The 25724-nt window shown below is 55.5% G+C and carries 30 protein-coding genes; 21 read left to right on the forward strand and 9 right to left on the reverse strand.

Annotated features, from left to right (window positions below):
• The first annotated feature begins 8 nt into the window (after nucleotides 1–8).
• From ACSQ3H_RS19440 to ACSQ3H_RS19450, 3 genes are all read left to right on the forward strand, one after another.
• A complete protein-coding gene (locus tag ACSQ3H_RS19440; RefSeq protein WP_436118553.1) occupies nucleotides 9–3230 on the forward strand; it encodes an efflux RND transporter permease subunit in 3222 nt (1073 codons plus the stop codon).
• A 590-nt stretch (nucleotides 3231–3820) separates the two neighbouring features.
• A complete protein-coding gene (locus ACSQ3H_RS19445) occupies nucleotides 3821–4081 on the forward strand; it encodes a hypothetical protein (RefSeq protein ID WP_436118554.1) in 261 nt (86 codons plus the stop codon).
• A gap of 223 nt (nucleotides 4082–4304) precedes the next feature.
• On the forward strand, nucleotides 4305–4574 hold the full coding sequence (locus tag ACSQ3H_RS19450) for a hypothetical protein (RefSeq protein ID WP_436118555.1): 270 nt from the start codon (nucleotides 4305–4307) through the stop codon (nucleotides 4572–4574).
• 51 nt (nucleotides 4575–4625) lie between these two features.
• On the opposite strand, the gene ACSQ3H_RS19455 is transcribed toward ACSQ3H_RS19450, so the two are convergent.
• Nucleotides 4626–4829: a DUF1236 domain-containing protein gene (locus ACSQ3H_RS19455; protein ID WP_436118556.1), complete on the reverse strand. Its 204-nt coding sequence runs from the start codon at nucleotides 4827–4829 to the stop codon at nucleotides 4626–4628.
• A 146-nt stretch (nucleotides 4830–4975) separates the two neighbouring features.
• On the opposite strand from ACSQ3H_RS19455, the gene ACSQ3H_RS19460 reads away from it, so the two are divergent.
• Both ACSQ3H_RS19460 and ACSQ3H_RS19465 read left to right on the forward strand, forming a co-directional pair.
• Nucleotides 4976–6076: a pyridoxal phosphate-dependent aminotransferase gene (locus tag ACSQ3H_RS19460; RefSeq protein ID WP_436118557.1), complete on the forward strand. Its 1101-nt coding sequence runs from the start codon at nucleotides 4976–4978 to the stop codon at nucleotides 6074–6076.
• A 36-nt stretch (nucleotides 6077–6112) separates the two neighbouring features.
• Entirely contained in the window at nucleotides 6113–6472 is a 360-nt protein-coding gene (locus tag ACSQ3H_RS19465; RefSeq protein ID WP_436118558.1) for a DUF423 domain-containing protein, read from the forward strand.
• A gap of 18 nt (nucleotides 6473–6490) precedes the next feature.
• Here ACSQ3H_RS19465 and ACSQ3H_RS19470 read toward each other — a convergent pair whose 3' ends face one another.
• Complete coding sequence (locus tag ACSQ3H_RS19470) at nucleotides 6491–6898, reverse strand: hypothetical protein (RefSeq protein ID WP_436118559.1); 408 nt, start codon at nucleotides 6896–6898, stop codon at nucleotides 6491–6493.
• A gap of 44 nt (nucleotides 6899–6942) precedes the next feature.
• Nucleotides 6943–7446: a hypothetical protein gene (locus ACSQ3H_RS19475; protein ID WP_436118560.1), complete on the reverse strand. Its 504-nt coding sequence runs from the start codon at nucleotides 7444–7446 to the stop codon at nucleotides 6943–6945.
• A 139-nt stretch (nucleotides 7447–7585) separates the two neighbouring features.
• On the opposite strand from ACSQ3H_RS19475, the gene ACSQ3H_RS19480 reads away from it, so the two are divergent.
• From ACSQ3H_RS19480 to ACSQ3H_RS19515, 8 genes are all read left to right on the forward strand, one after another.
• On the forward strand, nucleotides 7586–8242 hold the full coding sequence (locus tag ACSQ3H_RS19480; RefSeq protein ID WP_436118561.1) for a TetR/AcrR family transcriptional regulator: 657 nt from the start codon (nucleotides 7586–7588) through the stop codon (nucleotides 8240–8242).
• Nucleotides 8208–9371 carry an isovaleryl-CoA dehydrogenase gene (locus ACSQ3H_RS19485; RefSeq protein ID WP_436118562.1) on the forward strand — a complete coding sequence of 388 codons (1164 nt, stop codon included), beginning with the start codon at nucleotides 8208–8210 and terminating at the stop codon, nucleotides 9369–9371. Before ACSQ3H_RS19480 ends, ACSQ3H_RS19485 begins: the two co-directional genes overlap by 35 nt.
• A gap of 92 nt (nucleotides 9372–9463) precedes the next feature.
• Complete coding sequence (locus ACSQ3H_RS19490) at nucleotides 9464–9847, forward strand: AbrB/MazE/SpoVT family DNA-binding domain-containing protein (protein ID WP_436118563.1); 384 nt, start codon at nucleotides 9464–9466, stop codon at nucleotides 9845–9847.
• Nucleotides 9844–10227 carry a PIN domain-containing protein gene (locus ACSQ3H_RS19495; RefSeq protein ID WP_436118564.1) on the forward strand — a complete coding sequence of 128 codons (384 nt, stop codon included), beginning with the start codon at nucleotides 9844–9846 and terminating at the stop codon, nucleotides 10225–10227. The genes ACSQ3H_RS19490 and ACSQ3H_RS19495 overlap by 4 nt, the downstream gene beginning before the upstream one ends.
• 8 nt (nucleotides 10228–10235) lie before the next feature.
• A complete protein-coding gene (locus ACSQ3H_RS19500; protein WP_436118565.1) occupies nucleotides 10236–11843 on the forward strand; it encodes a carboxyl transferase domain-containing protein in 1608 nt (535 codons plus the stop codon).
• Nucleotides 11844–11845: 2 nt separating this feature from the next.
• Nucleotides 11846–12370 (forward strand): O-acetyl-ADP-ribose deacetylase, encoded by a 525-nt coding sequence (locus ACSQ3H_RS19505; protein WP_436118566.1) that lies wholly within the window; start codon nucleotides 11846–11848, stop codon nucleotides 12368–12370.
• Nucleotides 12367–14376, forward strand: coding sequence for an acetyl-CoA carboxylase biotin carboxylase subunit (locus ACSQ3H_RS19510; protein WP_436118567.1), 2010 nt, complete (start codon nucleotides 12367–12369; stop codon nucleotides 14374–14376). Before ACSQ3H_RS19505 ends, ACSQ3H_RS19510 begins: the two co-directional genes overlap by 4 nt.
• Nucleotides 14377–14471: 95 nt before the next feature.
• Nucleotides 14472–14999: a Dps family protein gene (locus ACSQ3H_RS19515; protein ID WP_436118568.1), complete on the forward strand. Its 528-nt coding sequence runs from the start codon at nucleotides 14472–14474 to the stop codon at nucleotides 14997–14999.
• Nucleotides 15000–15047: 48 nt separating this feature from the next.
• On the opposite strand, the gene ACSQ3H_RS19520 is transcribed toward ACSQ3H_RS19515, so the two are convergent.
• Nucleotides 15048–15284: a hypothetical protein gene (locus ACSQ3H_RS19520; protein WP_436118569.1), complete on the reverse strand. Its 237-nt coding sequence runs from the start codon at nucleotides 15282–15284 to the stop codon at nucleotides 15048–15050.
• 434 nt (nucleotides 15285–15718) lie between these two features.
• A complete protein-coding gene (locus ACSQ3H_RS19525) occupies nucleotides 15719–15985 on the reverse strand; it encodes a sel1 repeat family protein (RefSeq protein ID WP_436118570.1) in 267 nt (88 codons plus the stop codon).
• 819 nt (nucleotides 15986–16804) lie between these two features.
• Here ACSQ3H_RS19525 and ACSQ3H_RS19530 point away from each other — a divergent pair.
• Nucleotides 16805–17152: a DUF2147 domain-containing protein gene (locus tag ACSQ3H_RS19530; protein WP_436118571.1), complete on the forward strand. Its 348-nt coding sequence runs from the start codon at nucleotides 16805–16807 to the stop codon at nucleotides 17150–17152.
• Between the two features lie 402 nt (nucleotides 17153–17554).
• On the opposite strand, the gene bla is transcribed toward ACSQ3H_RS19530, so the two are convergent.
• Entirely contained in the window at nucleotides 17555–18445 is an 891-nt protein-coding gene (gene bla, locus ACSQ3H_RS19535; RefSeq protein WP_436118572.1) for a class A beta-lactamase, read from the reverse strand.
• A gap of 44 nt (nucleotides 18446–18489) precedes the next feature.
• Between bla and ACSQ3H_RS19540 the strand changes: the two genes are divergently transcribed.
• From ACSQ3H_RS19540 to ACSQ3H_RS19550, 3 genes are read left to right on the forward strand one after another with little or no spacing between them, the layout of a single operon-like run.
• Nucleotides 18490–18648 carry a hypothetical protein gene (locus ACSQ3H_RS19540; RefSeq protein WP_436118573.1) on the forward strand — a complete coding sequence of 53 codons (159 nt, stop codon included), beginning with the start codon at nucleotides 18490–18492 and terminating at the stop codon, nucleotides 18646–18648.
• On the forward strand, nucleotides 18645–19130 hold the full coding sequence (locus tag ACSQ3H_RS19545; protein ID WP_436118574.1) for an SRPBCC family protein: 486 nt from the start codon (nucleotides 18645–18647) through the stop codon (nucleotides 19128–19130). The genes ACSQ3H_RS19540 and ACSQ3H_RS19545 overlap by 4 nt, the downstream gene beginning before the upstream one ends.
• A 54-nt stretch (nucleotides 19131–19184) precedes the next feature.
• Entirely contained in the window at nucleotides 19185–19586 is a 402-nt protein-coding gene (locus ACSQ3H_RS19550) for a GFA family protein (RefSeq protein ID WP_436118575.1), read from the forward strand.
• A 434-nt stretch (nucleotides 19587–20020) separates the two neighbouring features.
• Here ACSQ3H_RS19550 and ACSQ3H_RS19555 read toward each other — a convergent pair whose 3' ends face one another.
• Nucleotides 20021–20722, reverse strand: a complete 702-nt coding sequence (locus ACSQ3H_RS19555) for a glutathione S-transferase N-terminal domain-containing protein (protein ID WP_436118576.1) — start codon at nucleotides 20720–20722, stop codon at nucleotides 20021–20023.
• Nucleotides 20723–20828: 106 nt separating this feature from the next.
• Here ACSQ3H_RS19555 and ACSQ3H_RS19560 point away from each other — a divergent pair, with 106 nt between their 5' ends.
• Both ACSQ3H_RS19560 and ACSQ3H_RS19565 read left to right on the forward strand, forming a co-directional pair.
• Nucleotides 20829–21083 (forward strand): hypothetical protein, encoded by a 255-nt coding sequence (locus ACSQ3H_RS19560; protein ID WP_436118577.1) that lies wholly within the window; start codon nucleotides 20829–20831, stop codon nucleotides 21081–21083.
• Between the two features lie 85 nt (nucleotides 21084–21168).
• Nucleotides 21169–22635, forward strand: a complete 1467-nt coding sequence (locus tag ACSQ3H_RS19565; RefSeq protein WP_436118578.1) for an AMP nucleosidase — start codon at nucleotides 21169–21171, stop codon at nucleotides 22633–22635.
• 4 nt (nucleotides 22636–22639) lie between these two features.
• Here the strand turns inward: ACSQ3H_RS19565 and ACSQ3H_RS19570 are convergent, their stop codons facing one another.
• A complete protein-coding gene (locus tag ACSQ3H_RS19570) occupies nucleotides 22640–23407 on the reverse strand; it encodes a VOC family protein (RefSeq protein ID WP_436118579.1) in 768 nt (255 codons plus the stop codon).
• 90 nt (nucleotides 23408–23497) lie between these two features.
• Here ACSQ3H_RS19570 and ACSQ3H_RS19575 point away from each other — a divergent pair, with 90 nt between their 5' ends.
• Entirely contained in the window at nucleotides 23498–23944 is a 447-nt protein-coding gene (locus ACSQ3H_RS19575) for a MarR family winged helix-turn-helix transcriptional regulator (RefSeq protein WP_436118580.1), read from the forward strand.
• Between the two features lie 451 nt (nucleotides 23945–24395).
• Entirely contained in the window at nucleotides 24396–25391 is a 996-nt protein-coding gene (locus tag ACSQ3H_RS19580) for an endonuclease/exonuclease/phosphatase family protein (RefSeq protein ID WP_436118581.1), read from the forward strand.
• Nucleotides 25392–25404: 13 nt separating this feature from the next.
• Here the strand turns inward: ACSQ3H_RS19580 and ACSQ3H_RS19585 are convergent, their stop codons facing one another.
• Nucleotides 25405–25710: an NIPSNAP family protein gene (locus ACSQ3H_RS19585; RefSeq protein WP_436118582.1), complete on the reverse strand. Its 306-nt coding sequence runs from the start codon at nucleotides 25708–25710 to the stop codon at nucleotides 25405–25407.
• Nucleotides 25711–25724: the final 14 nt, after the last annotated feature.

Raw genomic sequence — 25724 nt, forward strand, 5'->3', positions numbered from 1 at the left:
GAATTGATATGAATATCTCCAACTTCTTTATCGACCGCCCGATCTTTGCGGGCGTTCTTTCTTTCATCATTTTCCTTGGCGGCCTGATTTCGCTGACGACGATGCCTGTTTCGGAATATCCGGACGTGGTGCCCCCATCCATCGTGGTGCGGGCGCAATATCCAGGTGCTAACCCGAAGGTAATTGCCGAAACAGTCGCAACGCCGATGGAAGAGCAGATCAACGGCGTCGAAGGCATGCTCTACATGGGCAGCCAGGCGACAGCCGATGGCCAGATGACGCTGACTGTTACCTTTGCTCTTGGTACAGATCCGGACAAGGCGCAGCAGCTGGTGCAGAACCGTGTCTCGCAGGCAGAACCACGCTTGCCGGAAGAAGTGCGCAGTCTCGGCATCACAACGGTAAAAAGCTCGCCGGACCTGATGCTGGTGGTCAACCTCATCTCGCCAAATAATCGCTACGACATCACTTATCTGCGCAATTACGCCCTGATCAACATCAAGGATCGCCTCGCCCGCATCAATGGTGTCGGCGACGTGCAGTTGTTCGGGTCTGGCGACTATTCGATGCGTATCTGGCTCGATCCGCAGAAGACGGCGGAGCTCGGCCTGTCAGCTACGGACGTTCTGAACGAGATTCGTGCGCAGAATGTGCAGGCTGCTGCCGGTACCATCGGCGCTTCGCCGAACTCGAACAGTGTCGATCTGCAATTGACGGTGAATGCGCAAGGGCGGTTGCAGTCCGAGGAAGAATTCGGCCAGATCATCGTCAAGACCGCTGCCAACGGCGCGATCACGCATTTGAGCGACATTGCCCGTATCGAGCTTGGCGCCGCCGATTATTCGCTGCGCTCGCTGCTCGACAACAAGAGCGCCGTCGCTATCCCGATCTTCCAGGCACCAGGTTCCAACGCGATCCAGATCGCCGACGAAGTTCGTGCCGCCATGAACGAGATGAAGCTGACCATGCCGGAAGGCGTGGATTACCAGATCGTCTACGATACGACGCAGTTCGTCCGCGCTTCCATCGAGGCCGTCATCCATACGCTGCTCGAGGCGGTATTGCTGGTCGTGCTCGTGGTCATCCTGTTCCTGCAGACGTGGCGTGCATCGATCATCCCGCTCATCGCGGTTCCGATATCCATCGTCGGTACGTTTGCGGTGATGCACCTCTTCGGCTTCTCGATCAACGCGCTCAGCCTGTTCGGTCTTGTTCTCGCCATCGGTATTGTCGTCGATGACGCCATCGTGGTGGTGGAGAACGTCGAGCGAAATATCGAGAACGGGCTGGCGCCGCGACAAGCGACGATCCAGGCCATGCGCGAAGTGTCCGGACCGATCATCGCGATTGCGCTGGTTCTGGTCGCGGTGTTCGTGCCGCTCGCCTTCATCACCGGACTGACGGGGCAATTCTACCGCCAGTTCGCGCTGACGATCGCCATCTCGACAGTTATCTCGGCGTTCAACTCCCTGACCCTTTCGCCCGCTCTCGCAGCATTGCTGCTCAAGGGACATGACCAGCCGAAGGATCGTTTGACGCGCTTCATGGACCTGACGCTGGGCTGGCTTTTCCGCGGGTTCAATGCCGTGTTCACGCGTGGCGCCAACGGCTATAGCAAGGGTGTACGCGGCGTCATCTCGCGCAAGACGGTGATGATGGGCATCTATCTCCTGCTGATCGCCGGCACGGCGTTCATGTTCAAGAGCGTGCCCGGCGGTTTTGTGCCGCCGCAGGACAAGCAGTATCTGGTCGGCTTCACCCAGCTGCCGGATGGTGCGACGCTTGACCGGACGGAAGCGGTCGTCCGCCGCATCGGAGATATGGCGCTGAAGATTCCCGGCGTACAAAGCACGATCGCCTTCCCGGGCCTGTCGATTGCCGGTTTCACCAATAGTTCGAATGCCGGCGTGGTCTTCGTTTCGCTGAAGCCTTTCGAAGAGCGCAAGACACCCGACCTGAGCGCCGGTGCGATCGCCATGGCACTCAATCAGCAAATAGCTGGCATCCAGGAATCGTTCAGCGCCGTCTTCCCGCCACCTCCCGTCCAGGGTCTTGGCTCGATCGGCGGGTTCAAGCTGCAGATCGAGGATCGCAATGGTCTTGGTTATCAGGCTCTCGACGACGCAACCAAGGCGTTCCTCGCCAAGGCAGCCGCCGCACCGGAGCTGACAGGTCTGTTCACCAGCTATCAGATCAATGTTCCACAGCTCTATGCCGATGTTGACCGTGCCAAGGCGCGCCAACTCAACGTATCGCTGCCGGAAATATTCAATACGCTGCAGATCTATCTTGGTTCCGTCTACGTCAACGACTTCAACAAGTTCGGACGCACCTATTCCGTCCGCATGCAGGCGGAGTCGAACTTCCGGGCCAAATCTGAAGATATCGGCGACCTGAAGGTACGATCGGGTTCGGGTGAGATGATCCCGCTGTCGGCCCTGGTCAACGTCTCATCCAGCGCTGGACCGGATCGCGCCATGCGCTACAATGGCTTCCTCGCTGCCGACGTGAACGGCAATGCGGCTCCCGGCTATTCGTCAGGCCAGGCGCGAGCTGCCGTGGAGAAGATTGCCGCCGAGACCCTCCCGCCCGGGATTGGTTTCGAATGGACGGAACTGACCTATCAGGAGATCATTGCGGGCAACTCGGCCTATCTGATCTTCCCGCTGTCGATCCTTCTGGTCTTTCTCGTCCTCTCGGCACAATATGAGAGCCTGTCGCTGCCGCTATCGATCATCATGATCGTGCCACTCGGATTGCTTGCCGCCCTCGCCGGCGTCTGGCTGACAGCAGGAGACAACAACGTCTTCACGCAGATCGGGCTGATCGTGCTTGTCGGGCTCTCCGCCAAGAACGCCATCCTGATCGTCGAGTTTGCGCGGGAACTGGAGTTTGCCGGGTCGACACCATTCAAGGCTGTGATCGAGGCAAGCCGCCTGCGGCTCAGACCGATCCTGATGACGTCACTTGCCTTCATCATGGGCGTGGTGCCTCTCGTCACATCGACCGGCGCCGGCGCGGAAATGCGCAGCGCCATGGGTGTCGCGGTGTTTGCCGGAATGATCGGCGTGACGCTCTTCGGTCTGTTCATGACACCGGTCTTCTATGTGCTGGTCCGTGCCCTGACGGGTAACCGTCCGCTCAGGCATTCCAGCCATGGCAGCCATTTCGAAGGTGAAGCCGGCCACAATTCGGGCACGATTGCTCCGGCGGCGACGCCTGCCGAGTAACAAAAATCGCCGGCGGTGCAGAGCTTGCACAAGTTTTGCACCGCCGGGACTAAACCACTGGAACTGAAGAATTTCTTCTGCATTGCAGCAGCAATATTTCACTGCCGGAAAGGCTATCACGGCAAAGTTGAACAGGGACCGGAACTTTTTGGGTGACAAAAGGTTTCAAACTGTTACAGTTGCGTGACCAAGCCGAAATTCGGCACTGACGATCATGATCCTTCGCTACTTGTAGGGATCGTCCAATCGGGAGCAGTCCTTATGAGCTTTGCCGCAGCAAATGATAACCGGAAGGTCAGTGACGGGTTTATCCCGTTTGTCACTTTTGTCGTATGCACCCAGCTAGCAGCCACCATTCTGCTAGCTTTGCCAAATTGGTATTGAGGCCTCAACCTACCTCTTCAGGTTTTTCAATCCTGCCGATCCTGGCAGGAGCAGTAATTGTTCTCATGATTGCCGGTGTTTTTCTCGCGACATGAGGGCACCGACGTCACCCTCCCCGATCAGTTTCATCCAACCAAAGTCTGGCTGTTAAATGTCTCAGGCAATTGGGATAGTGCCGCCCTGTTTTCTACACAGGAAGCGCTACAATGAACGACGACATCAATTCTCAAGCTCGCGACAACGAGATAGTAAAGTACTTCTCTGCATCGCTTGATCGTCTATCGACGGCTGCGGTCGTGGTCGGCTTTATCGGGCCTGCAGCGGCATTGATGAGCAATCCGGAGGTAAGTCTATCCTACGATTCTCGTCGCTGGATTTTTGTTGTCGTATCGAGTGTCTATTGGCTCGCAGCAGCGTATGGGCTACATATAACTGGCAGAGCCACGTTGGCACGAGGATTCAGATGACGAACGAATTGGCATATCTGATTACATCTGTAGTCTTGGGTACTCTCGTTGTCGGCTATGCTTATTTTGCTTCCCATAAACTTATCGCTACGGTGGAACGCCATGAGCGGGAACGGAAAGAGCGCAAACGCGAACATTTCAAACCTGCTGAATAGGACGGACTCACGGTCGATCTGAAGGTTGAAATCATCTTTTAAAATGCAGGTCTTCGAGGAAGGGCCAAATGAGACTGGTGACCGGATCAGTTCTGTTGCTCACGCTCCTCATCGCGGGTTGCGTGTCGATGACGCCGGAAGAGCGGCGGGCACTCGATAACCAGACGTGCTCATCCTACGGTTTCCGGCGCGGGACCGATGCTTTCGCAAACTGCCTGCTCAATCTCGATCTAGACCGGCGTGCGGCCAGCCGCGCGCAATTCGAGCAGATGCAATTCAACACACCATTGCTTATCTATGACAATCGCTACCGGTATTATCGGCACCGCCGATGGTAAAACACCCGCCCGCCCCGAAGAGCGAGCAGGTGCCGTTCAAGTGATATAAATTTACCGAACCCAGACGACCCGTCGCGTGTTTCTTTCGACAAGTGCGGGACGATCCTGCACATACACGTAAGAGTAGTGCGGTTGATCAGGCACGGCGACCAGCGGTACGTCATCCGGTATGACTGTGCCCGTAGTGATATCACCGTCGATCACCACCGGATCAGTAGGATTGGTCTCAATGTACCTGACAACGTCATCCGGCACTTCCCCGGAATCGTCCGAAAGATAGACAACCTCGCGGATTGGTTCCTTTGAAAGACGATATGTGGTCGAGACTTCGAACTGTGAGTTCGACGCAAAAGAGTGAAATTTTGCTTTTCGCCGGCACAAAAACTGATATCGCTGTGGACATGGAACCGCAGCTTATCCCCCTTATCGACTCCCTCCCCTCGACCGTGCCCTTCGTCGGACCGGAAGCCTTGGAGCGCAAGCGTAATAGACTGTTCCGTGCACGGCTCGGCGCCAATGAAAGCGGCTTCGGCCCAGCGCCCTCAGTCATTGCCGCAATACGAAACCATGCTGGGGAGGCTTGGAAATATGCCGATCCGGAGAATTTCGAGCTGAAGCAGGCGCTTGCCGCACATCTCGGCGTTGCGCCTGCCAACGTCGTCGTTGGCGAGGGCATCGACACGCTGCTCGGGCTCTCCGTGCGCCAATATGTGCGCGAGGGTACGCCGGTCGTCACATCGCTCGGGGCCTATCCGACATTCAATTTTCATGTGGCGGGCTTTGGCGGACGGCTGGTGACGGTGCCATACCGAAACGATCGCGAAGACCTCCAGGCATTGCTTGACGCTGTGAAACGCGAACAGGCGCCGCTCGTCTATTTTTCCAACCCAGACAATCCGATGGGGACATGGTGGGCGGCGGCGGAGATCGAGCACTTTGTCGATGCGCTGCCGAAAAATACGATGCTGATCCTCGACGAGGCTTATGGCGAAACGGCACCAGCGGGCGCTCTGCCGCCGATTGATGCTTCACGGCCGAATGTCCTGAGGATGCGAACCTTTTCCAAGGCCTATGGATTGGCCGGGATGCGCTGCGGCTATGCTATCGGGGCAGAAAAACAGATCCTCGCCTTCGACAAAATTCGCAACCATTTCGGCATGAACAAGCTGACACAGATTGCCGCCCTGGCAGCGCTTGAGGATCAGGACTATCTCAAGACGGTCGTTGCCTGGATCATCGCGGGACGCGAGCGCATCGTGCAGATCGCCGCGAAGAATGGCCTGAAGGCGATTCCCTCCGCTACCAATTTCGTCACTATTGATTGCGGCCGCGATGGACCATTTGCCCTCGCCGTTCTCAACGCCCTGGTCGACCGGGACGTCTTCGTGCGCAAACCAATGGCGCCGGTGCTGGATCGCTGTATCCGCGTAAGCGTCGGTCTCGATGAAGAACTTGACTATTTCGAACAGCAGTTTCCGCAGGCCTTGGAAGCAGTCAAATAAGCGTTGCTCGCCAAACAAGCAGAAATGGAGAATAGCTTGGACATCAACCGGATTTTTGCGGGCATTGGCGGGCTGGTTGGAGCGGCTGGCATTGCCGCCTATGCGGCAGCCGCCCACAGCACTGAGGGCCATATGGCCACGATCGCACCCATCCTGTTCATCCATGCTCCGGCATTTCTGACGCTGTCGGTATTGGCGAAGATCAACCGGGCAGCCTATTTCGGCGGATGGGTGTTGGTGGTTGGATTGCTGTTTTTTATTGGCGATCTCGCGTCGCGCGATTTTGCCGGCGACCGGTTGTTCGCCTTCGCCGCCCCGCTAGGAGGATCATTGCTCATTCTAGGATGGGTTATCATCGCCGCAACGGCGTTTCGGGGATTGGACTTCAAGCGATAGCGATCGGGTTTTTTCCGATCAAGGCGTAAAGTATTTAGCCAACCCCGCCATTGCCAACACTGCCATAACAAACCCCAGCAGATGCAGGGTGGTCGGAAGGTTGTCGACTTTCCCCTTCAGATAAGACAGATCCTCCATCTTGGCCCGAATATAGGAGATGTCCTCCATTTTACCTTTTAGGTATGAGGTATCTTCCTTCAGAGATGAGAGGTCTCCTTTCATTGAAGAGACATCTCCTGTTAAGGACGAAACGTCTCGTTTCAAGAACGAAACGTCGCCCTTCAACGAGGAAACATCGCCCTTCAGGGACGAAACGTCACTGACCAGGGTGCCCAATTTGGCATCCATTTTCTCAAATGATTGTTCCAGAAATGCGACGCGATGTTCCATATCGTCAAATGTGCCACCGCCATCACCGGATTTCAAGCTCTCCAGCCGTGTGAGTTTTTGAGCCGTGGACCGGCGCGCTCCTAACCATCACCCTTGAGTTTGGCATTGCACAACTTGTAGTAGCCGCCGCCTTTTTCGATCCAGCGCGTGCCGCCGAGAGTGCCACCATCCTTGTTGGCGTGATATTGCTCAAGGCATGTGTGCATGCGGGCCTTGGCAGGCTTTTCTGCGGCAAATTTGGCAGCTATCGACGACGGAAACGTCGTCTTTCCTGATGGGGATTTAGTTCCGGCTTCGGCTTTCTTCGCCGCCTTTTCTGGCTTTTCTTCAACCGTTTTTGTTTTGGCTTCTGCCGGTGCGGGACTGGTTGGCTCGTTAGCCGCCGCATCAGCGGGCGTGGTGCATTGAGTTTTGCGGAACGCGCTCCACGAAATTCCCTCGGCTTCGCCGGCACTCTGCGCCGCCTTGTACTTGACGCTGCACTCTTTCATGCTCAGGGCGTTTGCAGACGAGGCTAGTGCCAGCGGCAGGAAAATTACTGTAATCAGGGTAGCGAATAGACGAGAAATGCGTCGTTCAAACATGAAACCCACTCTGAAAATTGATTGATGAAATCGACTCCAATTCGCTGATCCTACATGCATCGCTACCCCTCCTCTATCCATACCTTCGTCTAGCAACATGCCTCTTGAATTAATCGAACGTTCGTTTTATTAATTTACCATGGCACGCACAACTGGTTCAGATGGCGAAAGAACACGCAACGCAATCGATGCTGCGGCGAAGCAGTTGATTGCCCGTGTCGGCTATCAAGCAATGTCGATGCGCCAGCTCGCCGACGAGGTAGGCGTCCAGTCCGCAGCCTTCTATCGCTATTACCCGAACAAGCAGGAATTGCTGTTTTCAGTCATGCGGGATCATATGGATCGCTTGCTCGGCGCTTGGGAAGCCGAGAGCCGCAAAGCTCATACGGCGCTTGACAGGCTCTCCGCTTTCATCCGTTTCCACATCCGCTTCCATGTGGAGCGCCGTGAGGATGTTCACATTGCAAATATGGAGTTGCGCAGCCTTAGCCCGGAAAACCGTGCAATTATCGTCGAATTGCGCGCGCGATACGAGAACGGCCTTCGCGATATACTCGATGACGGCATGGATGCGCGTGAATTTGCGATCGATGATATTGCACTGACGACCCGTGCCATTATCGCGATGATCACAGGCGTAACCGTCTGGTTCAAGCCCGATGATCGGCTTACAGTCGATGAGGTCGTAGAAAAATATGTGTCGATGGGACTGCGCCTTGTTGGCGCCAAGAACATCGCGACAACTAAAAAGGGAGGACGGAATGTACCAGTCGGGCCTAAGATTCGGAGTCTCTGAGGAGATCGAAGCACTGCGGGAAACGGTGCACCGCTTTGCACAGGCGGAGATAGCACCGCTGGCGGCCGAGACCGATAAATCCAACCAGTTCCCTATGCATCTTTGGCAGAAGATGGGTGCCCTTGGTCTGCTTGGTATGACCGCGGACCCTGAATTCGGCGGGTCGGGTCTCGGATACCTCGCCCACACGATTGCAGTGGAAGAAATCTCCCGGGCTTCAGCATCTGTCGGTCTCTCCTACGGTGCGCATTCCAATCTTTGCGTCAACCAGATCAATCGATGGGGCACACCGGAACAGAAGGCGCAATACCTACCGAAGCTCTGCTCGGGCGAACATGTCGGCGCGCTCGCCATGTCGGAACCGGGCGCAGGTTCGGACGTGGTTTCGATGAAATTGCGCGCTGACAAGAAGAACGACCGCTATGTGCTGAACGGCAACAAGATGTGGATCACCAATGGTCCCGACGCCAGCACATTGGTGGTCTACGCCAAGTCCGATCCCGCCGCGGGCTCGCGCGGAATCACTGCATTTCTGATCGAAAAGGAATTCAAGGGTTTTACCACTGCACAGAAGCTGGACAAGCTGGGCATGCGCGGTTCGAATACGTGCGAGCTCGTGTTCGAGGACTGCGAAGTGCCATTTGAAAATGTACTTGGCGAAGAGGGTCAAGGTGCCAAAATCCTCATGTCAGGACTGGATTATGAGCGCGTCGTTCTTGCCGGTGGACCTTTGGGAGTGATGGACGCCTGCCTGGATGTCGTGGTGCCGTATGTACATGAGCGGAAACAATTCGGTCAGCCGATCGGGGAATTTCAGCTGATGCAGGGCAAGCTAGCGGATATGTACACGACGACGAATGCGTGCCGCGCCTACGTCTACGCGGTGGCAGCGGCCTGTGACCGCGGCGAAACCACACGCAAGGATGCAGCGGGTTGCGTTCTCTACGCCGCCGAAAAGGCGACGTGGTGCGCGCTTGAAGCGATCCAGGCGTTGGGCGGTAATGGCTATATCAACGACTATCCGACAGGACGGCTGTTGCGTGATGCCAAGCTCTATGAAATCGGGGCCGGCACAAGCGAGATACGGCGCATGCTGATCGGCCGGGAGATGTTTGCCGAAAGCGCGTGATGACATAAAGGCTACTTTATGCCATACTTTTGAGTAATTGCCATGAATTGCGACAAATGGAATGTCATGAAGAGTATGACACGGAGAAAGCAATGGCCACCCCTACAGGATTTTCAGAAGATCAGCAGCCTTTCGAGGGGCAATCCGAAGGGCTAGTATCCCTTGGGCGCGTAAGGCTGAAGATTGGTGCTGCCGGCCGCATGGTCATTCCCGCAGACATGCGCGCTGCAATGCTTTTGAAGCCTGGAGATACCGTCGTTGCTCAGATCGTCGATGGCGAGCTTCGTGTTCTGTCGCAACAGGCGGCGCTCAAGCGTGTTCACGTCGAAGCACAAAAATTCAAGAAAAATCATCCAGGCGTAAGCATGGTTGATGAGCTTATCGCAGACCGTCGTGCAGAAGCCGCACGCGACACCGAGGAAGCTAATGCCTGGCGCAGAAAGCACGGCCTGCCTTTATTGGACGGCGGCGAGTGAGTGTGCCTATTCTCGATTCGTCTGCTTTGATGGCGATCCTGCTGGGAGAGCCAGGCCAGGAACGGGCCGCAGCTCTAGCGGAAGGCGCTTTGTTGTGCAGCGTCAATCTTGCCGAAATCATGACGAAGTGCATTGAGTTCGATTTTAGCGAAAACGTGGCGCTGAATTACATCCAGGCCAGCGACATAACGGTGATCGACTTCAGTCAAGCGCTCGCTGTTACCGCTGGACAGCTACGAAAGCGCGCCAGCCGCGGTGTCCTTTCTCTCGGTGACCGTGCCTGCATCGCCACGGCTCTTCATCATCGTGGTACCGCTGTTACTGCCGACCGTATTTGGGCCACGCTTGATCTCGGCTGTCCTGTTGAACTCATTCGTTAGGAGACTGCATGACCGTCCTCACCTCCCAGATCAGCACCACATCCGAGGCCTTTGCCGCTAATTCAAAGCGGATGCAGGCGCTTGTTGGTGACATCCAGGCCAAGGCGGAATTGGTGACGAAGGGTGGGACCGATGAGGCGCGGGAACGCCATACCTCGCGCGGCAAGCTCCTCCCGCGTGACCGGCTGGCGCAACTGCTGGATGCGGGGTCGCCCTTTCTCGAGATCGGGCAATTCGCCGCGTGGGGCATGTATGAGGACACTATCTCTTCCGCCGGCCTGATCGCCGGGATCGGACGCGTATCCGGCAAGGAAGTAATGATTGTCGTCAATGACGCGACTGTAAAGGGCGGCACTTATTATCCCCTGACTGTGAAAAAACATCTGCGTGCGCAGGAGATCGCGATGCAGAACAATCTGCCGTGCATCTATCTCGTGGATTCCGGAGGGGCAAATCTTCCCAATCAAGACGAGGTCTTTCCGGATCGCGAGCATTTCGGCCGCATCTTCTACAACCAGGCGAACATGTCTGCGGCGGGCATTCCGCAGATCGCCGTCGTCATGGGATCGTGTACGGCGGGCGGCGCCTATGTGCCCGCCATGTCGGAAGAAACAATCATGGTGAAAGGCCAAGCGACCATTTTTCTCGCCGGTCCCCCTTTGGTAAAAGCCGCGACGGGCGAGGATGTTTCGGCCGAAGATCTCGGCGGTGCCGAGGTCCATACACGTGAATCCGGCGTCGCCGATCACTATGCGATGGACGATGCCCACGCGCTCGCTATCGCCCGGCGGATCGTTGGAAACTTGAATCGAAAGAAAGAGATAGGTCTCGACCTTCGCAAAGTGATTCCGCCACTTTACGATCCAAATGAACTTTACGGCATCATCCCGACCGATCTGCGCCAGCCCTATGATGCGCGCGAACTGATTGCCCGCATTGTCGATGGATCGGAATTCGATGAGTTCAAACAGAACTATGGCACGACGCTGATAACCGGCTTTGCCCATCTTTACGGTATGCCGGTTGGCATCATTGCCAATAATGGCGTGCTGTTTTCCGAAAGTGCGCTGAAGGGCACGCATTTCATCGAACTGTGCACGCAGCGCGGCATCCCGTTGATCTTCCTGCAGAATATCACGGGCTTCATGGTCGGGCGTTCCTATGAGGCGCGCGGCATCGCCAAGGATGGGGCAAAGCTTGTCACGGCGGTTGCCACTGCGCGGGTACCGAAGGTCACGATGATCGTCGGCGGTTCGTTTGGCGCAGGCAATTACGGCATGTGCGGCCGCGCCTTCTCGCCGCGCTTTTTGTGGATGTGGCCGAATGCCCGCATTTCCGTCATGGGCGGCGAACAGGCAGCGACAGTTCTGGCTCTCGTCAAGCGCGAGGGTATCGAGCGCAAGGGCGGCGAATGGTCAGCTTCAGAAGAAGCCGCTTTCCGCGCACCGATCCTCGAAAAATATGAGCGCGAAGGCCACCCGCTCTATTCCTCTGCCCGGCTGTGGGATGACGGCATTATTGATCCCGCCAAAAGCCGCGAAGTGTTGGCGCTTTCGCTCTCCGCCGCGCTGAATGCACCGGTGGAGGAAACCAAATCCGGCGTTTTCAGGATGTGAGGATGAACAACGTCAGTGAACGAATGCGTATCCATACCGGTGACATCACGAAATTGACCGTCGATGCCATCGTCAACGCTGCGAATTCGTCACTGCTCGGTGGTGGAGGAGTGGATGGCGCGATTCATCGCGCTGCCGGGCCAGAACTGGATGTCGAATGCCGCATGCTGAATGGCTGCAGGGTGGGCGAGGCCAAGATCACCAAAGGTTATCGGCTGCCGGCAAAATACATCATTCACACGGTGGGACCGGTCTGGAATGGCGGCGGCAATAATGAACGGGAGCTCCTGGCATCCTGTTATGCCAACTCTCTCGCGCTCGCCAATGAATATGGATTGGAGACGATCGCCTTCCCCGCCATTTCAACCGGCGTTTATCGTTTTCCGGCAGACGACGCTGCAAAAATTGCTGTCAAAAGCGTTGCAGACATTCTTGCTCAATCATCAGTGCCAAAGCAGGTTATTTTCTGTTGTTTCTCGGATGAGAGCGCCAGGTGGCATATAGAGGCGAAGGAACAGCTTTCATGACATTCTCCAGAATCCTCATTGCCAACCGCGGTGAAATCGCCTGCCGCGTCATACGTACGGCGCAGAGAATGGGTATCGGCACTGTCGCGGTCTATTCAGACGCGGATGCGCATTCGCTTCACGTGGCGATGGCTGACGAGGCCGTCTATATCGGCCCCTCGCCAGTCACCGACAGCTATCTGCGTGCGGACCATATCATCAACGCTGCTCTGAAGAGCGGGTCCGAGGCCATTCATCCCGGCTATGGGTTCCTCTCCGAGAATCCGGGTTTTGTCGATGCGGTGGTCAAGGCCGGGCTTGTGTTCATCGGACCCTCGGCGGATTCGATCCGCGCGATGGGCCTGAAGGACGCGGCAAAGCGTTTGATGGAGAAGGCCGGCGTTCCTGTCGTCCCCGGCTATCACGGCGAGGCGCAGGAACTGGTGGTGCTTGCCGGGAAGGCGCGCGAGATCGGCTATCCCGTGCTGATCAAGGCGCGCGCCGGAGGCGGTGGCAAAGGCATGCGCAAAGTCGACGACCCCAACGATTTCGCCGAGGCGCTGGGCAGTGCACGACGTGAGGCCAAGAGCGCTTTTGGTGACGACCGGGTGCTCGTAGAAAAATACATCGCCAAGCCGCGCCACATCGAAGTGCAGGTGTTTGGCGACAATCACGGCAATGTGGTGCACCTCTACGAGCGCGATTGTTCGCTGCAGCGCCGCCACCAGAAGGTCATCGAGGAAGCCCCTGCCCCTGGTATCACAGCAGAGGTGCGCGCCGCGATGACTAGTGCGGCCGTCAAGGCGGCGCAGGCGATCAACTATTCCGGCGCGGGCACGATCGAATTTATCGTCGATGCCACGGAAGGGCTGAAGCCCGACCGGTTCTGGTTCATGGAAATGAACACGCGGCTGCAGGTGGAGCATCCGGTGACGGAGATGATCACCGGGCTCGATCTGGTGGAATGGCAATTGCGAGTGGCTGCTGGCGAAAAGCTGCCACTCGCCCAAAAGCAAATCCCGCTGAACGGCCATGCCATCGAGGCACGGCTCTATGCGGAAGACCCGGCAAAAAGTTTCCTGCCAGCCATCGGTACGTTGCACCATCTGGCGTTTCCCAGCGTGGTGAAGGACGGCGAGGTTCGCGTCGAAACCGGCGTTCGGGCCGGTGATACGATTTCGCCCTACTACGATCCGATGATCGCCAAGCTTGTGGTGCATGGCACTGACCGCTCGTCCGCGCTTGCCGCAATGGAAAGCGCCCTGAACCAGACAGAGATTGCCGGAACAACCACCAACACACCTTTTCTGGCAGCGTTGATCCGTCATCGGGGTTTTTCTGCCGGTGACGTCGATACAGGATTGATCGACCGCGATCTTGCAGGATTGATCGTTCCCGTCGCGACGCCAGCAGGTGCGAAGGAGCTGGCTATCCTCTCTGCCAGCGGCCTTCTTAAACGGCCCGTCCTCGGCGATCCGTGGACTGCGTTGCGCGGCTACAGTCATCATAACAGGCTGGCTTATCCTGTCATGCTTGAGGAGGCCGGACAAATCGCCCGGTTTGGTGTCTCCGTGCTTGGAGACGAGCGCTATGCGATTTCCGGACTAGGCACCACGGTCGAACTGCGCGTGCGGCATGAACCGCCAAGCTGGCACATCACCGGTAAGGGCATCAATTTGCTGGCGAAAACCGTGGCTATACCGCATGGCGTAGCCGTCCTCGCCAGCGGAACAGCAACGACGTTCAGCATGGCCGATCCCTTTTTGCTCGCTGAACAGGCAGGCAGCGCGGGTGACCGGCTCACCGCTCCGATGCCGGGCGTGGTGAAATCCGTACGGGTAGCCGTCGGTGATCTGGTTAAAAAGGGCCAGATATTGCTGGTGCTCGAGGCGATGAAAATGGAGCACTCGATCACCGCGCCGCACGATGGCAAGGTTGCCGAGATCGTATCCGAGAGTTCGCAGGTGAAGGAAAATTCACCACTGGTGCGGTTTGAGGAAGCACCTGCCGATACAACCAAGAATTGAGGCAGAAATGCCGGATGACACGTGGTAGAAACTAGTCTGCGTCCACGCCGGGCGCCCAATCCACGAGTTCCCGTCACTTTCGAGGAGATCGATCCATGGCCACAAAATCCCTGAAGACAATCAAGCGTGCACCAACCGCCACACCTAGCGACCTAGGCGGCAACGCAGTGCGCGATATTGCTGGAGCAGTGAATGCTCTTCTCGCCGATACATTCGCGCTCTACATGAAGACCAAAAATTTTCATTGGCATATGAGCGGCCCGCACTTTCGCGACTTCCATCTGCTGCTGGACGAGCAGGCGGAGCAAATTTTTGCGATGACCGATGTTCTGGCAGAGCGAGTGCGCAAGATCGGCGGTATGACACTGAAGTCGATCGGGCAGATTTCCGCGCAGCAGCGTATCCCCGATAATGATGCAAACTTCGTTACGCCGCAGGATATGCTGGCCGAGCTTCGTGACGATACCAAGAGCTATATCGGCTATCTGCGACAGGTTCACGAGCTATGCAGCGAGCATCGTGACAGCGCCACGACAGGTATCATCGAGAACTTCATAGATGAGTCGGAACGCAGGCACTGGTTCCTGTTCGAAGCGACACGCGTCGGACCGGCAAGCGTCTGACCAACCCACGCAATGGGCTCCAGCTGAACCGCGGCTGGAGTTCAGCTCTCAGTCGTTCGCATTCGCCGGTCTTGATTTCCGGCTTTGTTCATCGGCGATAAGCGCTTCCACCGCAGAAATGTTGAGAGCTAAAGTGGCAACTTTGTTCAACGTATTGTTATCCGGGAATGCTTTTGACTTGGCAGACAATAATATCAGCTGTTTTTGAGCATCCGTTAATCTGGATAACAATCCTTCAAGATCGTCCAGCATCGTTTTCCCGTCTTCATCAAGAATCACACGCACTCACTGATCGTTTACTTAACGGATATCTTTCTGTTCGCAAACCCTTAAATTTACCCAAGTAGAATATTATCCTGACTATAAATTTCTTTCTCTTTTGAAGAATAAATTTATCGAAATTCCATCAAGGAAATTCATATCGCGGCGGTAGGCCAAGCTTACCACCGTCAAATTATACAACAGTTTAACTAATTTCTTCCTGGTGCCGATCGATGCCGTCCATTGCCTTCATGACATCAAAATTCGACTTGGAAGATCATCTGCCATGCTCGTAAGCTATCCTTTCTTACAGCAGCACCCTATTCATGCCCTGCAACCAGGGCTGAAAGGTTCCATACTCTTGGTTGTAGTTAAGCAGGATATCCCGTTGTGATTGCATTCACAATATGGAATTTGAATGCAGCGAGCGACTGAACGCCGCTGTCGCCAAGTGATATCTAGTGAGACGTCATCCATTCGCGCGCAGCACGCAGAGCCGCAGCGATATCGGGCTTCGACATTGACTGAGCGAGTTCTGCCCGCAGTTCGGCTGCCCGATCGCACCCCTTGATGGCGGCGATGTTGAACCACTTATGGGCTGCCACAAGGTCGACGGCGCAGTCGCGGCCGGTTGCGTACATGATGCCCATTTCGAAGAGAATATCTGTATGCGCCGAGCCACCGGCATGTCCACTATCGATATGCTGAAGATCAAAGCGTGCCATTTTACCAAATCCCTTGTTGAACCCAAACCGTTACTTGACGAAAGCCCTGTTAGACTTCTGAGAACCGCCTGTTTTGTTGTTTGGCGTGCTCTTTCGATGCTTTCGAGAATGCAGCATAGGCTTGAAATTGCTGTTAAAGGGCATGATTAACCGAGCCCAAACAAAACAAAAACAACTCGTAAATTTCGGAATTCATTAAATATAACGCCCCAGCAATTGCGGGCATTTGTCAAAAATTCGCCTAAAATGCTGGGCAGACATTTCAAGTCTTTGCTAACCAAAGAACTGGTTTATCGGGCGGCGACTTGTCTAGAGCAAGTTTTGTCTACACGAAGCCAGTTCTGTTTCTCGGATGGCGAGACAATCCACCAGGAGGGTGGCGAGGCCGATGTTTATCCATCGGACGAAGCCGCCTGACAAAGTGGGTGGCCGCCAGCCGGAAACCCAGCCGTTGGTTTGCTTTGGCAAACCAACAAGCTGTTAAACCCGCTGGTCGAATTATCCGCATTTCGAGAGAAATGCGGTTCGACCAGTGGGCCAGGTGAATTCGGGCCAAATCCTTCGGGCTTCGACTACGACCGATGAACCACATCGGCCTTGCCAAACCCCTCGACCTTGTCCCAGAATTCCCTCCGGCAGAACGACTCCGTGTGGACAAAACTTGCTCTAGCTCTCTGCCACAGCAGGGCCGCGAAGGCCAGGATTCCGCGCCATTGCCAGCGACACATCTTTCTTCATCGATCGCTTGAATTACGTTTACGTTTGCGTAAGATTATGAGAAATGAGGCGATGTTCATTCGATACATTCGGGAGGAAAGTATGAAACGCAAATTACTGTTGGCCTGCACTGGTTTTGTCCTCATAGCGGGCCCTGCCCTCGCGGAGGAGCCTATTGTCGGCTCCTGGAAGCGGCCGAGCGGAACGATCATTCAATTTTCTTCGTGCGGCGACGATTCCTATTGCGGCACTGTGTTGACTGGAGAGTACAAAGGCAAATCGATTGGTTCGATGTCCGGCAAGGATGGGTCCTATAAGGGCACGGTCAACGTGCTCGATGAGGGCAAGACCTACAATGGCAAAGCGACTGCCAGCGGAAATAAGCTGTCGCTCTCCGGATGCGTGATGGGCGGTCTGATCTGCAAGAGCGAAAGCCTGACCCGGCAGTAACTAGTCGTTGCAATCACGATTACGGGAAATGATCCTTGGCAATGTGACGAAAAATGCTATCTTGTCCCTGGAGCAGGAGGCAGGTTCTCACCCGCCTCCCTTTTCCTAGGTTACTGAAAAGTGAACCCGGACAGACATTGTCCAGCCGGTCCGGGTTCTTTTCAGTTCTAGGGTGACCCTAAACGGTATATACCGCATAGCGCACCTCCAAATCTCATAGGCAAGGCCTTTGCCAATGGTTGAGGTGGCCTATCCTCCTCAATGCACCGGCTGGCTCGGTGCTTTCTGCTTCACCCACAAGACAATCAACGAATGACGTTCTTTGCCTTCGTCAGCAACAAACGCAGGGTTGAATTAAATGCCCCGCGATCCTTGGTGGGTTGTCCTCTTGAATCCTTGCCTTCAGATATTCTCGGCGACCAGGCTCGCGACCTTCTTGTGAATGTCATTGCGGCTGTCGGGCGTGCCCTTCGGGTCATATAGATAGACGGCGAGCAGGATGGGCTTGCGGTTTGGTGGCCAGATGACGGCAATGTCGTTAGCCATGCCGCTGTCGCTGGTTCCCGTTTTGTCACCAACGCTCCAGTCCTTCGGCAGGCCCGCGCGCAAGCGTTTGTCTCCGGTCTTGTTGCCGAGCAACCATTCCGTCAGCTGGTCGCGTGACGATTTGGACAGTGCGTCGCCGAGGGCTGTTTTCTGCAGATCCTTCAGGATAGCTGACGGCGTGATCGTATCGCGGTCATCGCCAGGCTTCGCCTCGTTGAGTTCAGTTTCGCGCCTGTCCAGCCGGAACGTCGCATCGCCAAGGCCGCGCGCATATTTCGTCAGTCCCCTGGGTCCGCCAAGACTGTCGAGAATGAGATTGCCGGCCGTGTTATCGCTCATCGTGATAGCGGCCTCACAGATCGCTTCGAGGGACATACCCTTACCGACATGCTTTTCGGTCACCGGTGAATTGGGAACAAGATCGTCCTTCTTGTAGGTGACAACCCGGTCCAGTTGCTCCTGCTTACGATCAACACGCGCGAGTACGGCCGCGGCGGCAAGAAACTTGAATGTGCTGCACATGGCAAAGCGCTCATGCTGGCGATACTCGATGCGATTATCGCTGCCGGTATCGTGAGCCGAAACTCCAAGGCGTGCACCTGTTTCCTGCTCGAATGCCTTGAACGCGCCGGCGAGGTCCACCCGGCTCGCTGGTGCAGCCTGTATTGACCTCTGCGACAAGGCCAGCGCCGGCATTGCCAGCATTGAACCAATCAGTGCCCCGCGGCGCGTGATACGACCACCCATTTCTCATCTCCATCTCCGACAAATCAAACAGCGAGGATTCTCGCTTGGCACAAGCTGATGTCCGATATGGCAATTTCCAAGGAAAATTTGTGGCCAAAAAAGAGCTGCCAGCAAACTTGACGTTTGTGATCGCAACCTTTATTAAACCAAAAGGTTATTTAACTGAAAAGTTATACAAGAAGCCCGGAGGAACCGAACCGTGAATGCAAGAACACAACAGGATGCAGACCACGAACTGACCATTACGCGGCTTTTGAATGCGCCACAGGCGCTTGTGTTCAAAGCCTGGACAAAGCCTGAACTCATTATGCGTTGGTGGGGACCCAAGGACTTCACCTGCCCGGGCTTCAAAATGGATTTCAGGCCCGGCGGAGCCTATCGTGGTGCCATACGGTCACCTGATGGCGAAACGGCATGGATGGTCGGTCACTATACGGAAATCATCGAGCCCGAGCGCATCGCCTTCATTTTTGCCTGGGAAGACGCTGATGGCAAACGGGGCATCGAAACCCAGATCGTGGTTACGTTCACTGCCTATGGTGACCAGACAAGGCTCGTTTTCCATCAGGCTCCGTTCGACTCTGTCGGAGAGCGCGATTCACACCGCGGTGGCTGGACTGAGTGCCTGGAACGTCTCGAGGCCTATGTCGAGCCGCTTCAACAGATGGCAAAGTCGGGAACTTGAGGTTCTGAAAGGGCTTCTGCTCAACATGATGCCGCCGCAACATCGGAGGACCAGATGAAAAAAACATATCACGGAAGCTGCCATTGCGGCGCTGTCCGCTTCGAGGCGGATATCGATCTCGATCAGGGCACAAGCAAATGTAACTGCTCGTCGTGCGCAAAAACCCGCTTCTGGAAAGCGTTTATTGGCGAAAATGCTCTTCGGTTGACCGCCGGCAAAGATTATTTGACTGAATACCAGTTTGGAAGCCGGACAATCGTACATTTCTTCTGCCGAACATGCGGCGTTAAACCCTTCGGCCGCGGTGCGTCAGCGGATATGGGTGCGTTCTATGCGATAAACCTTGCCTGCCTGGACGATTTGATGCCCGAAGAGCTAGTGAACGCGCCGATTGAATATCAAGATGGAAAACATGATCTTTGGGAACAGGCACCTGCTGAAGTCCGCCATTTGTGAAGAATTGGCATAATACCAGTGGTTGTTCCGAGGCCCTCAATTTTCATGGATTTAATCGATTTAGACTAGGGTATAATTGCGGGAATGCACTCTTTCTCGTATTTATCAGCTTTCAGCGTGAAGTTGTTTCGAAATGTCGAATATTGAAACTTTTTTATCCTGTGTTGTTGATCTAGTGAGGTAACCCATCGTTTGTGTGCATCCCTCCCTGCATACAAAGTCTGGATGAAATTCTGGGAGGCCAAGAATAAGAATAGCTTCGTGTTGTTTTTGTTCTTGATACGTTGCCCCACTTGGGCTGAGCAATACAGGACCAAGGCGCCCGGACAGATCCTTCGCTGGTCACGGGCAAAGACAGGCAGTCATGGTAGTCCCTCCATGGCTGCCTTTTGGTTTTAAAGTCGGGGATTTCTCTGCCCTTATCGCCGTCCAGACTAACGCGCTTTTTGACCGAAAAGAATTTTCTTTGCTTCTTCATCGTCGGCAATACTGCGGCGTTCAGCCTTACCCACTTCTACGCCGCGCTGCACGGCCGGACGGGCTCCAATTGCTTCAAACCAGCGCTTCAGATTGGGAAAATCGTTCAAATCCTGGCCCTGGTTGGCATGGGAAATCGTCCAGCCGTAGGAAGCCATGTCGGCGATCGTATAGTCTCCTGCCAGGTAATCCCGGCCTTCGAGGCGGCGGTTCATCACGCCGTAGAGACGATTGACCTCGTTCGTATAACGGTTGATGCCATATTCGATCTTTTCCGGCGCATACTGACGGAAGTGGTGGGCCTGACCTGCCATCGGTCCGAGGCCGCCGACCTGCCAGAACAGCCATTCCTCGACTTGAACGCGCGTACGCTCGTCCTGCGGATAAAACTTGCCGAACTTGCGGCCGAGATATTGCAGGATCGCGCCGGATTCGAATACGGAAATCAGCTTTCCGTCCGGACCCTCCGGATCGACGATAGCAGGCATGCGGTTGTTGGGAGCGATATTCAGAAACGACGGTTCGAATTGATCGCCCTTGCCGATATTGATCAGCTTCAAATCATAAGGAACGCCCAGCTCCTCAAGCATGATGGAGATTTTCCAGCCATTGGGCGTGGGCCAATAATAGAGTTCGATCGGCTTGGTCTGTGTCGTCATCTCAGTCTCCGGGAGAGCGGGGGAATGTCGTGGCAGAACATAGGGTTCTGATTGCCGATCACAAGTGCAATGCAAGAAATCACCCTTCTGTTTGAACGGACGATGAATGAACGCATCAGCTTTCGTTCAGCCCGGTTACGCCATTGTCTCGAAATCAACAACGCAGAGCGGCATCGGGACAAGGAGTGATGAGATCATGATACAATCAACAGCAAATCTATCGCTGCTTTTTCTGCGTGCGCTGATTTTCTCGGCTATTCTCGTCGGTCCTGTGTTGGCCTTTGCCGCAAGCTATGAGGGACGGAACCCTTCCAATGGCAGTATAGGGCTTGTTCTCCTCGTCAGCCTGCAGAGAGTTTGAGACACTGCTTTTCAAGTGTCATGCGATGTTACTATATTGGGGTATGGACAAAAGAATCGGAACCAAGAAACCCGCGGCCATCAGCATGCCCAGCCATGTCGACCCGCGAGAATTCACAGATGCCAAGGCAGCCGTTCAGGCGTTGAGCGCGCTTTATGAGCGCAATACGCAATTTTTGCGCGATGCCTTCGATAAAGTCGCAAGGGGCGAAGCCAGGGATACGATACATTTCCGCGCATTTTATCCGGAAGTGCGTCTTTCGACATCGAGCTACGCGCAGATTGATTCACGCTTGGCCTTCGGCCACGTGTCAGCGCCCGGTCAATATGCGGCGACTATCACACGGCCGGATCTATTCGATAATTATCTCGAGGAACAGATAAGGTTGCTGATCCGCAACCATGGCGGCCCTGTTACAGTGCAGGAATCGACAACGCCCATCCCCATCCACTTTGCCTTCCTCGAAGGTACCCATGTCGAGTCCTCGGTGGCGGACGCGTTTACCCGTCCCTTACGCGATCTGTTCGATGTGCCGGATCTCGCCGCCACCGATGACCGCATCGTCAACGGCGAATACGAAACCGACGATCTCGACAGCATCATGCCGCTGTCGCCCTTTACCGCGCAGCGTGTCGATTATTCCTTGCACCGGCTGTCGCATTATACGGCGACGCGGCCGATGCATTTCCAGAACTATGTGCTGTTCACCAACTACCAGTTCTATATCGACGAATTTTGCGCATTGGCACGCGGACTGATGGCAGAAGGCGGTAGCAGCTACGAGCGTTTCATCGAGCCCGGCAACCTTATCACCGAAGCCGGCCATGACGCACCGACATCCGGCGTGCCCGTGGGCCGGTTGCCGCAAATGCCCGCCTACCACCTTGCACGCAGCAATGGTTCCGGAATCACGATGGTCAATATCGGCGTCGGCCCTTCCAACGCCAAGACGATCACCGATCATATCGCGGTCCTACGCCCGCACGCATGGCTGATGCTCGGCCATTGTGCTGGCCTGCGCAACACACAGGCGCTCGGCGATTATGTCCTTGCCCATGCCTATGTGCGCGAAGATCACGTGCTGGATGACGATCTGCCGGTCTGGGTGCCTATCCCGGCACTTGCCGAAGTGCAGGTCGCACTTGAACAAGCAGTTGCGGAAATCACCGGGCTCGAAGGGTATGATCTGAAGCGCATCATGCGTACGGGCACCGTGGCAACGATCGACAACCGTAATTGGGAGCTACGCGACCAGCGCGGCCCCGTCAAACGGCTGTCGCAGTCGCGCGCGATCGCGCTCGACATGGAATCGGCGACGATCGCGGCGAATGGTTTTCGCTTTCGCGTGCCTTACGGAACGCTGCTTTGCGTTTCAGACAAGCCGCTGCACGGCGAATTGAAACTGCCGGGCATGGCGACGGAGTTTTACAAACGCCAGGTGGCCCAGCACCTGCAGATTGGTATCCGCGCCTTGGAGAAGCTGGCTGAAATGCCTCCGGAGAAACTGCACTCCAGAAAGTTGCGCAGTTTCTTCGAGATGGCATTTCAGTAGACGATCAGCCCTTGGGACCCAACAGCGCGAACCATACGCCTTGCGGATCGTTACCATGTAAAATCCACTGACCACCGGGAACTTCCATCGGGCCAAAGAGCACCTGTCCACCCTTGTCCTTGACGCGGCCTTCCGCTGCAGTGATATCGTCCACGCAGAAGTAATAGCGCCACATTACAGGCGCTGACGGTTCTGACCTGTTCATCATCGCGCCAAACATTTGACCGTCGCGCTCTATAATCTGATAGGTGCCCATCGGCCCCATATCCATCGCTTCACCTTTGGTCCAGCCGAACAGGCCGGAATAGAAGGTAAAGGCCTTTTCCCAGTCGGTCGATTGCAATTCGTGCCAGCCAACCGTGCCTTGCGTGGGTGGTTTGGGATAGTCGCCGCGCTCTTGCATCGACGGCTTGAACAGGGTGAAAGGCGCCCCTTGCGGGTCGGCGGCGACCGCAAACCTCCCGACTTCCGGGATATCCTGCGGCTCAACCGTTATCTTGCCTCCCCCACTCTTTACCCGCGATGCGAACTGATCGACATCATCGACCGCGATATAGCCGGACCACATCGATTCGACGCCAGTGTTGCAGCCCTCTGGTGTCGTCATCATGCCAGCAACAGGGGCTTCACCGACTTTCAGCAAGGTGTATTTCATCATCGGGTTGCCGGCGTCTTGGGCGCCCCAGCCAATTGCGTTGTTATAGAAGCCTTCCGCGGCTTTTGCGTCGCTGGTCATCAGCTCGTACCAAACAAAGTTACCGGAATTGGACATGATGGCTCCTCCTTCTCATGATGCACCGGACTATATAGATGGCTTGTGATTGAATATTGACAATTACGTTGATATCAACATATATAGGCCATGTCAAAGCCGATTTCGGTTCCTTACGAAACAACGATCCATGTTCGCGATACGTGCCTGTGCCTCGCTGTACAACGGGCGGCGCGTGCCCTCGCCCGGCGCTTTGATGAAGCGTTGCGGCCATATGATCTCACCAACGGGCAGTTTTCGCTGCTGATGTCGCTGAACCGGCCAGCACCGCCAAATCTGAGCTCGGTGGCCTCCTTGCTCGCGATGGATCGAACCACACTCACCGCTGCCCTCAAGCCACTGGAACGCCGTGGCCTTGTGACGGTCGTGGTCGATCCTGCCGACAAACGCAGCCGCCTCATGGCACTGACGCCGGATGGTATGCACCTGCTTTCGGAAGTCGTGCCGATATGGAAGAGTTCCCATAGCAAACTTGAAGAACTGCTCACAGATGGCGAGCATGATCGCCTTTTGAGAGGCTTGAAAAAGCTCTTGTGAGTTCAGTTCGGCTTATGCTTCTAAAGTCGAAATCAAGGTTGCTTGGAATTGGTTGGAAAGCTGCTATATTCTAAATTGGAGTGAGGAGCGGACTTTCACCCGCCCCTCGTTTTGCTGACTAGCTGAATCGAACCCGGATGCTGAGCAACCAGCTTATCCGGGTTCTTTTCATTGTCAGTGTGACGCTAAACGGTAAAAACCGCATAGTTCACCTCCAAGTTTTAAAGGCAAGGCTTTGCCGGAATCGGAGCAGCCTATCTTCCCCGATGTACCGGTCACTCGGTACGTGCCGCTTGTGCCTCCAAAACTCCTCCACACATGGCTGGAATTGTCGCAGACCACAACGAATGCAGGGTTGCATAAAGGGTGGGCGAACGGCGCTGCGGGTTGTCCTCACCGCTACAGAAACTCTCATCTTGATTGCGTCGCAATTGGCGGTTTAATGCGGAGCATGACGACAGAGAACAAGCTATCGTGGATGAGACTTGCCGCCGTATTGATACCGGTAGTGTTTTCAGTACCGCTGGTATTGGGATTTTTCGGCGCGGCCCATCCGCTGTTCGATTCCTTTGCGCATTTCCGCATGCATCTTGCGGTGCTGATGGCCGTATCGGCCATTCCAGCCCTTATTCTTGGATTGTGGCGTGAAGGTCTGATGGCGATAGTGTTGGCACTGACCGCGCTTGGTACAGTGCTTGTTCCCTCCCCGGCACCTTCCGCCGAGGCTGAAACGGCTCAACCGGAATACAAATTGATGCAGTTGAACCTGCGCTATGACAATCGCCACCAGGCTGATGTCCTTCGTTTGATTGCCCAAGAAGCGCCCGATGTCATCACCTTGCAGGAAGTTTCCACGGCCTGGCGTCCAAAACTCAAAGCGATCGAGGCGCGTTATCCCTATAATCTCTACTGCCCCAACCAAAGCCACATTGGCGGCGTTGCGATTCTCTCCCGCCGTCCATTCGCGCTTGGAACTACGCCACAATGTGTCGACAGCCTGATCGGCCTCGCACGCATAGATTTCGGCGGGCGCAGCGCCATTATAACCGCAATCCACCTCGATTGGCCGTGGCCATATGGCCAGGCCGAAAACGTTGCGACGATCGAGCCCTATTTAGAGCGGCTGCAAGGTCCAATGATTATTGCCGGCGATTTCAATGCGACTCCCTGGAGTCAGACGCTCAAAAACATCACCGAAGCGAGCAAGACATCTTCAGCCGAAGGGTTGCGCCCGAGCTGGCTCGTTAACGGCGCATTGGCGCGTGCGGCGCGCTGGATTGGCCTGCCGATCGATCACATCCTCGTTTCAGACCGGATTATCCAAACACGAGTCGAAACGCTCCCGCCTGTCGGCTCGGATCATTTGCCGCTGCTGCTGCGCTTTTCCATCAACGGCGTTGATGACGATGGCGGTCCAGATCAGCAGACGGTAATGCTTTCCAACTGAAAAACGCCGATTACTATTCGAATACCGGCCGCAGGAAACTGCGCTCGTAGCTCACAATGCTGCGATTGCGCTTTTCGATCTCAAGTACCTGTTGGCATTCCGGGTCCTTCGCCGCGCGCTGACGATAGTCCTCGTAGGCCGCAAAGCTCGGAAAACTGAACGTGGCATAGGCGACGTTGCTTACACCCTCGCTCGGCAGCAGGTAGCCGTGATGAGTACCGCCCAAACGATTGACAAGAGCGATCCAGCGGCGGCCATATTCCTCGAATTCGGCGATCTTGTAGGGGTCAATGACATATTTCAAATAGCAGGTGATCATAAAAACTCCTCCCA

Origin of the sequence: Phyllobacterium sp. LjRoot231, assembly GCF_964253365.1 — a bacterium.
GTDB lineage: Bacteria > Pseudomonadota > Alphaproteobacteria > Rhizobiales > Rhizobiaceae > Phyllobacterium.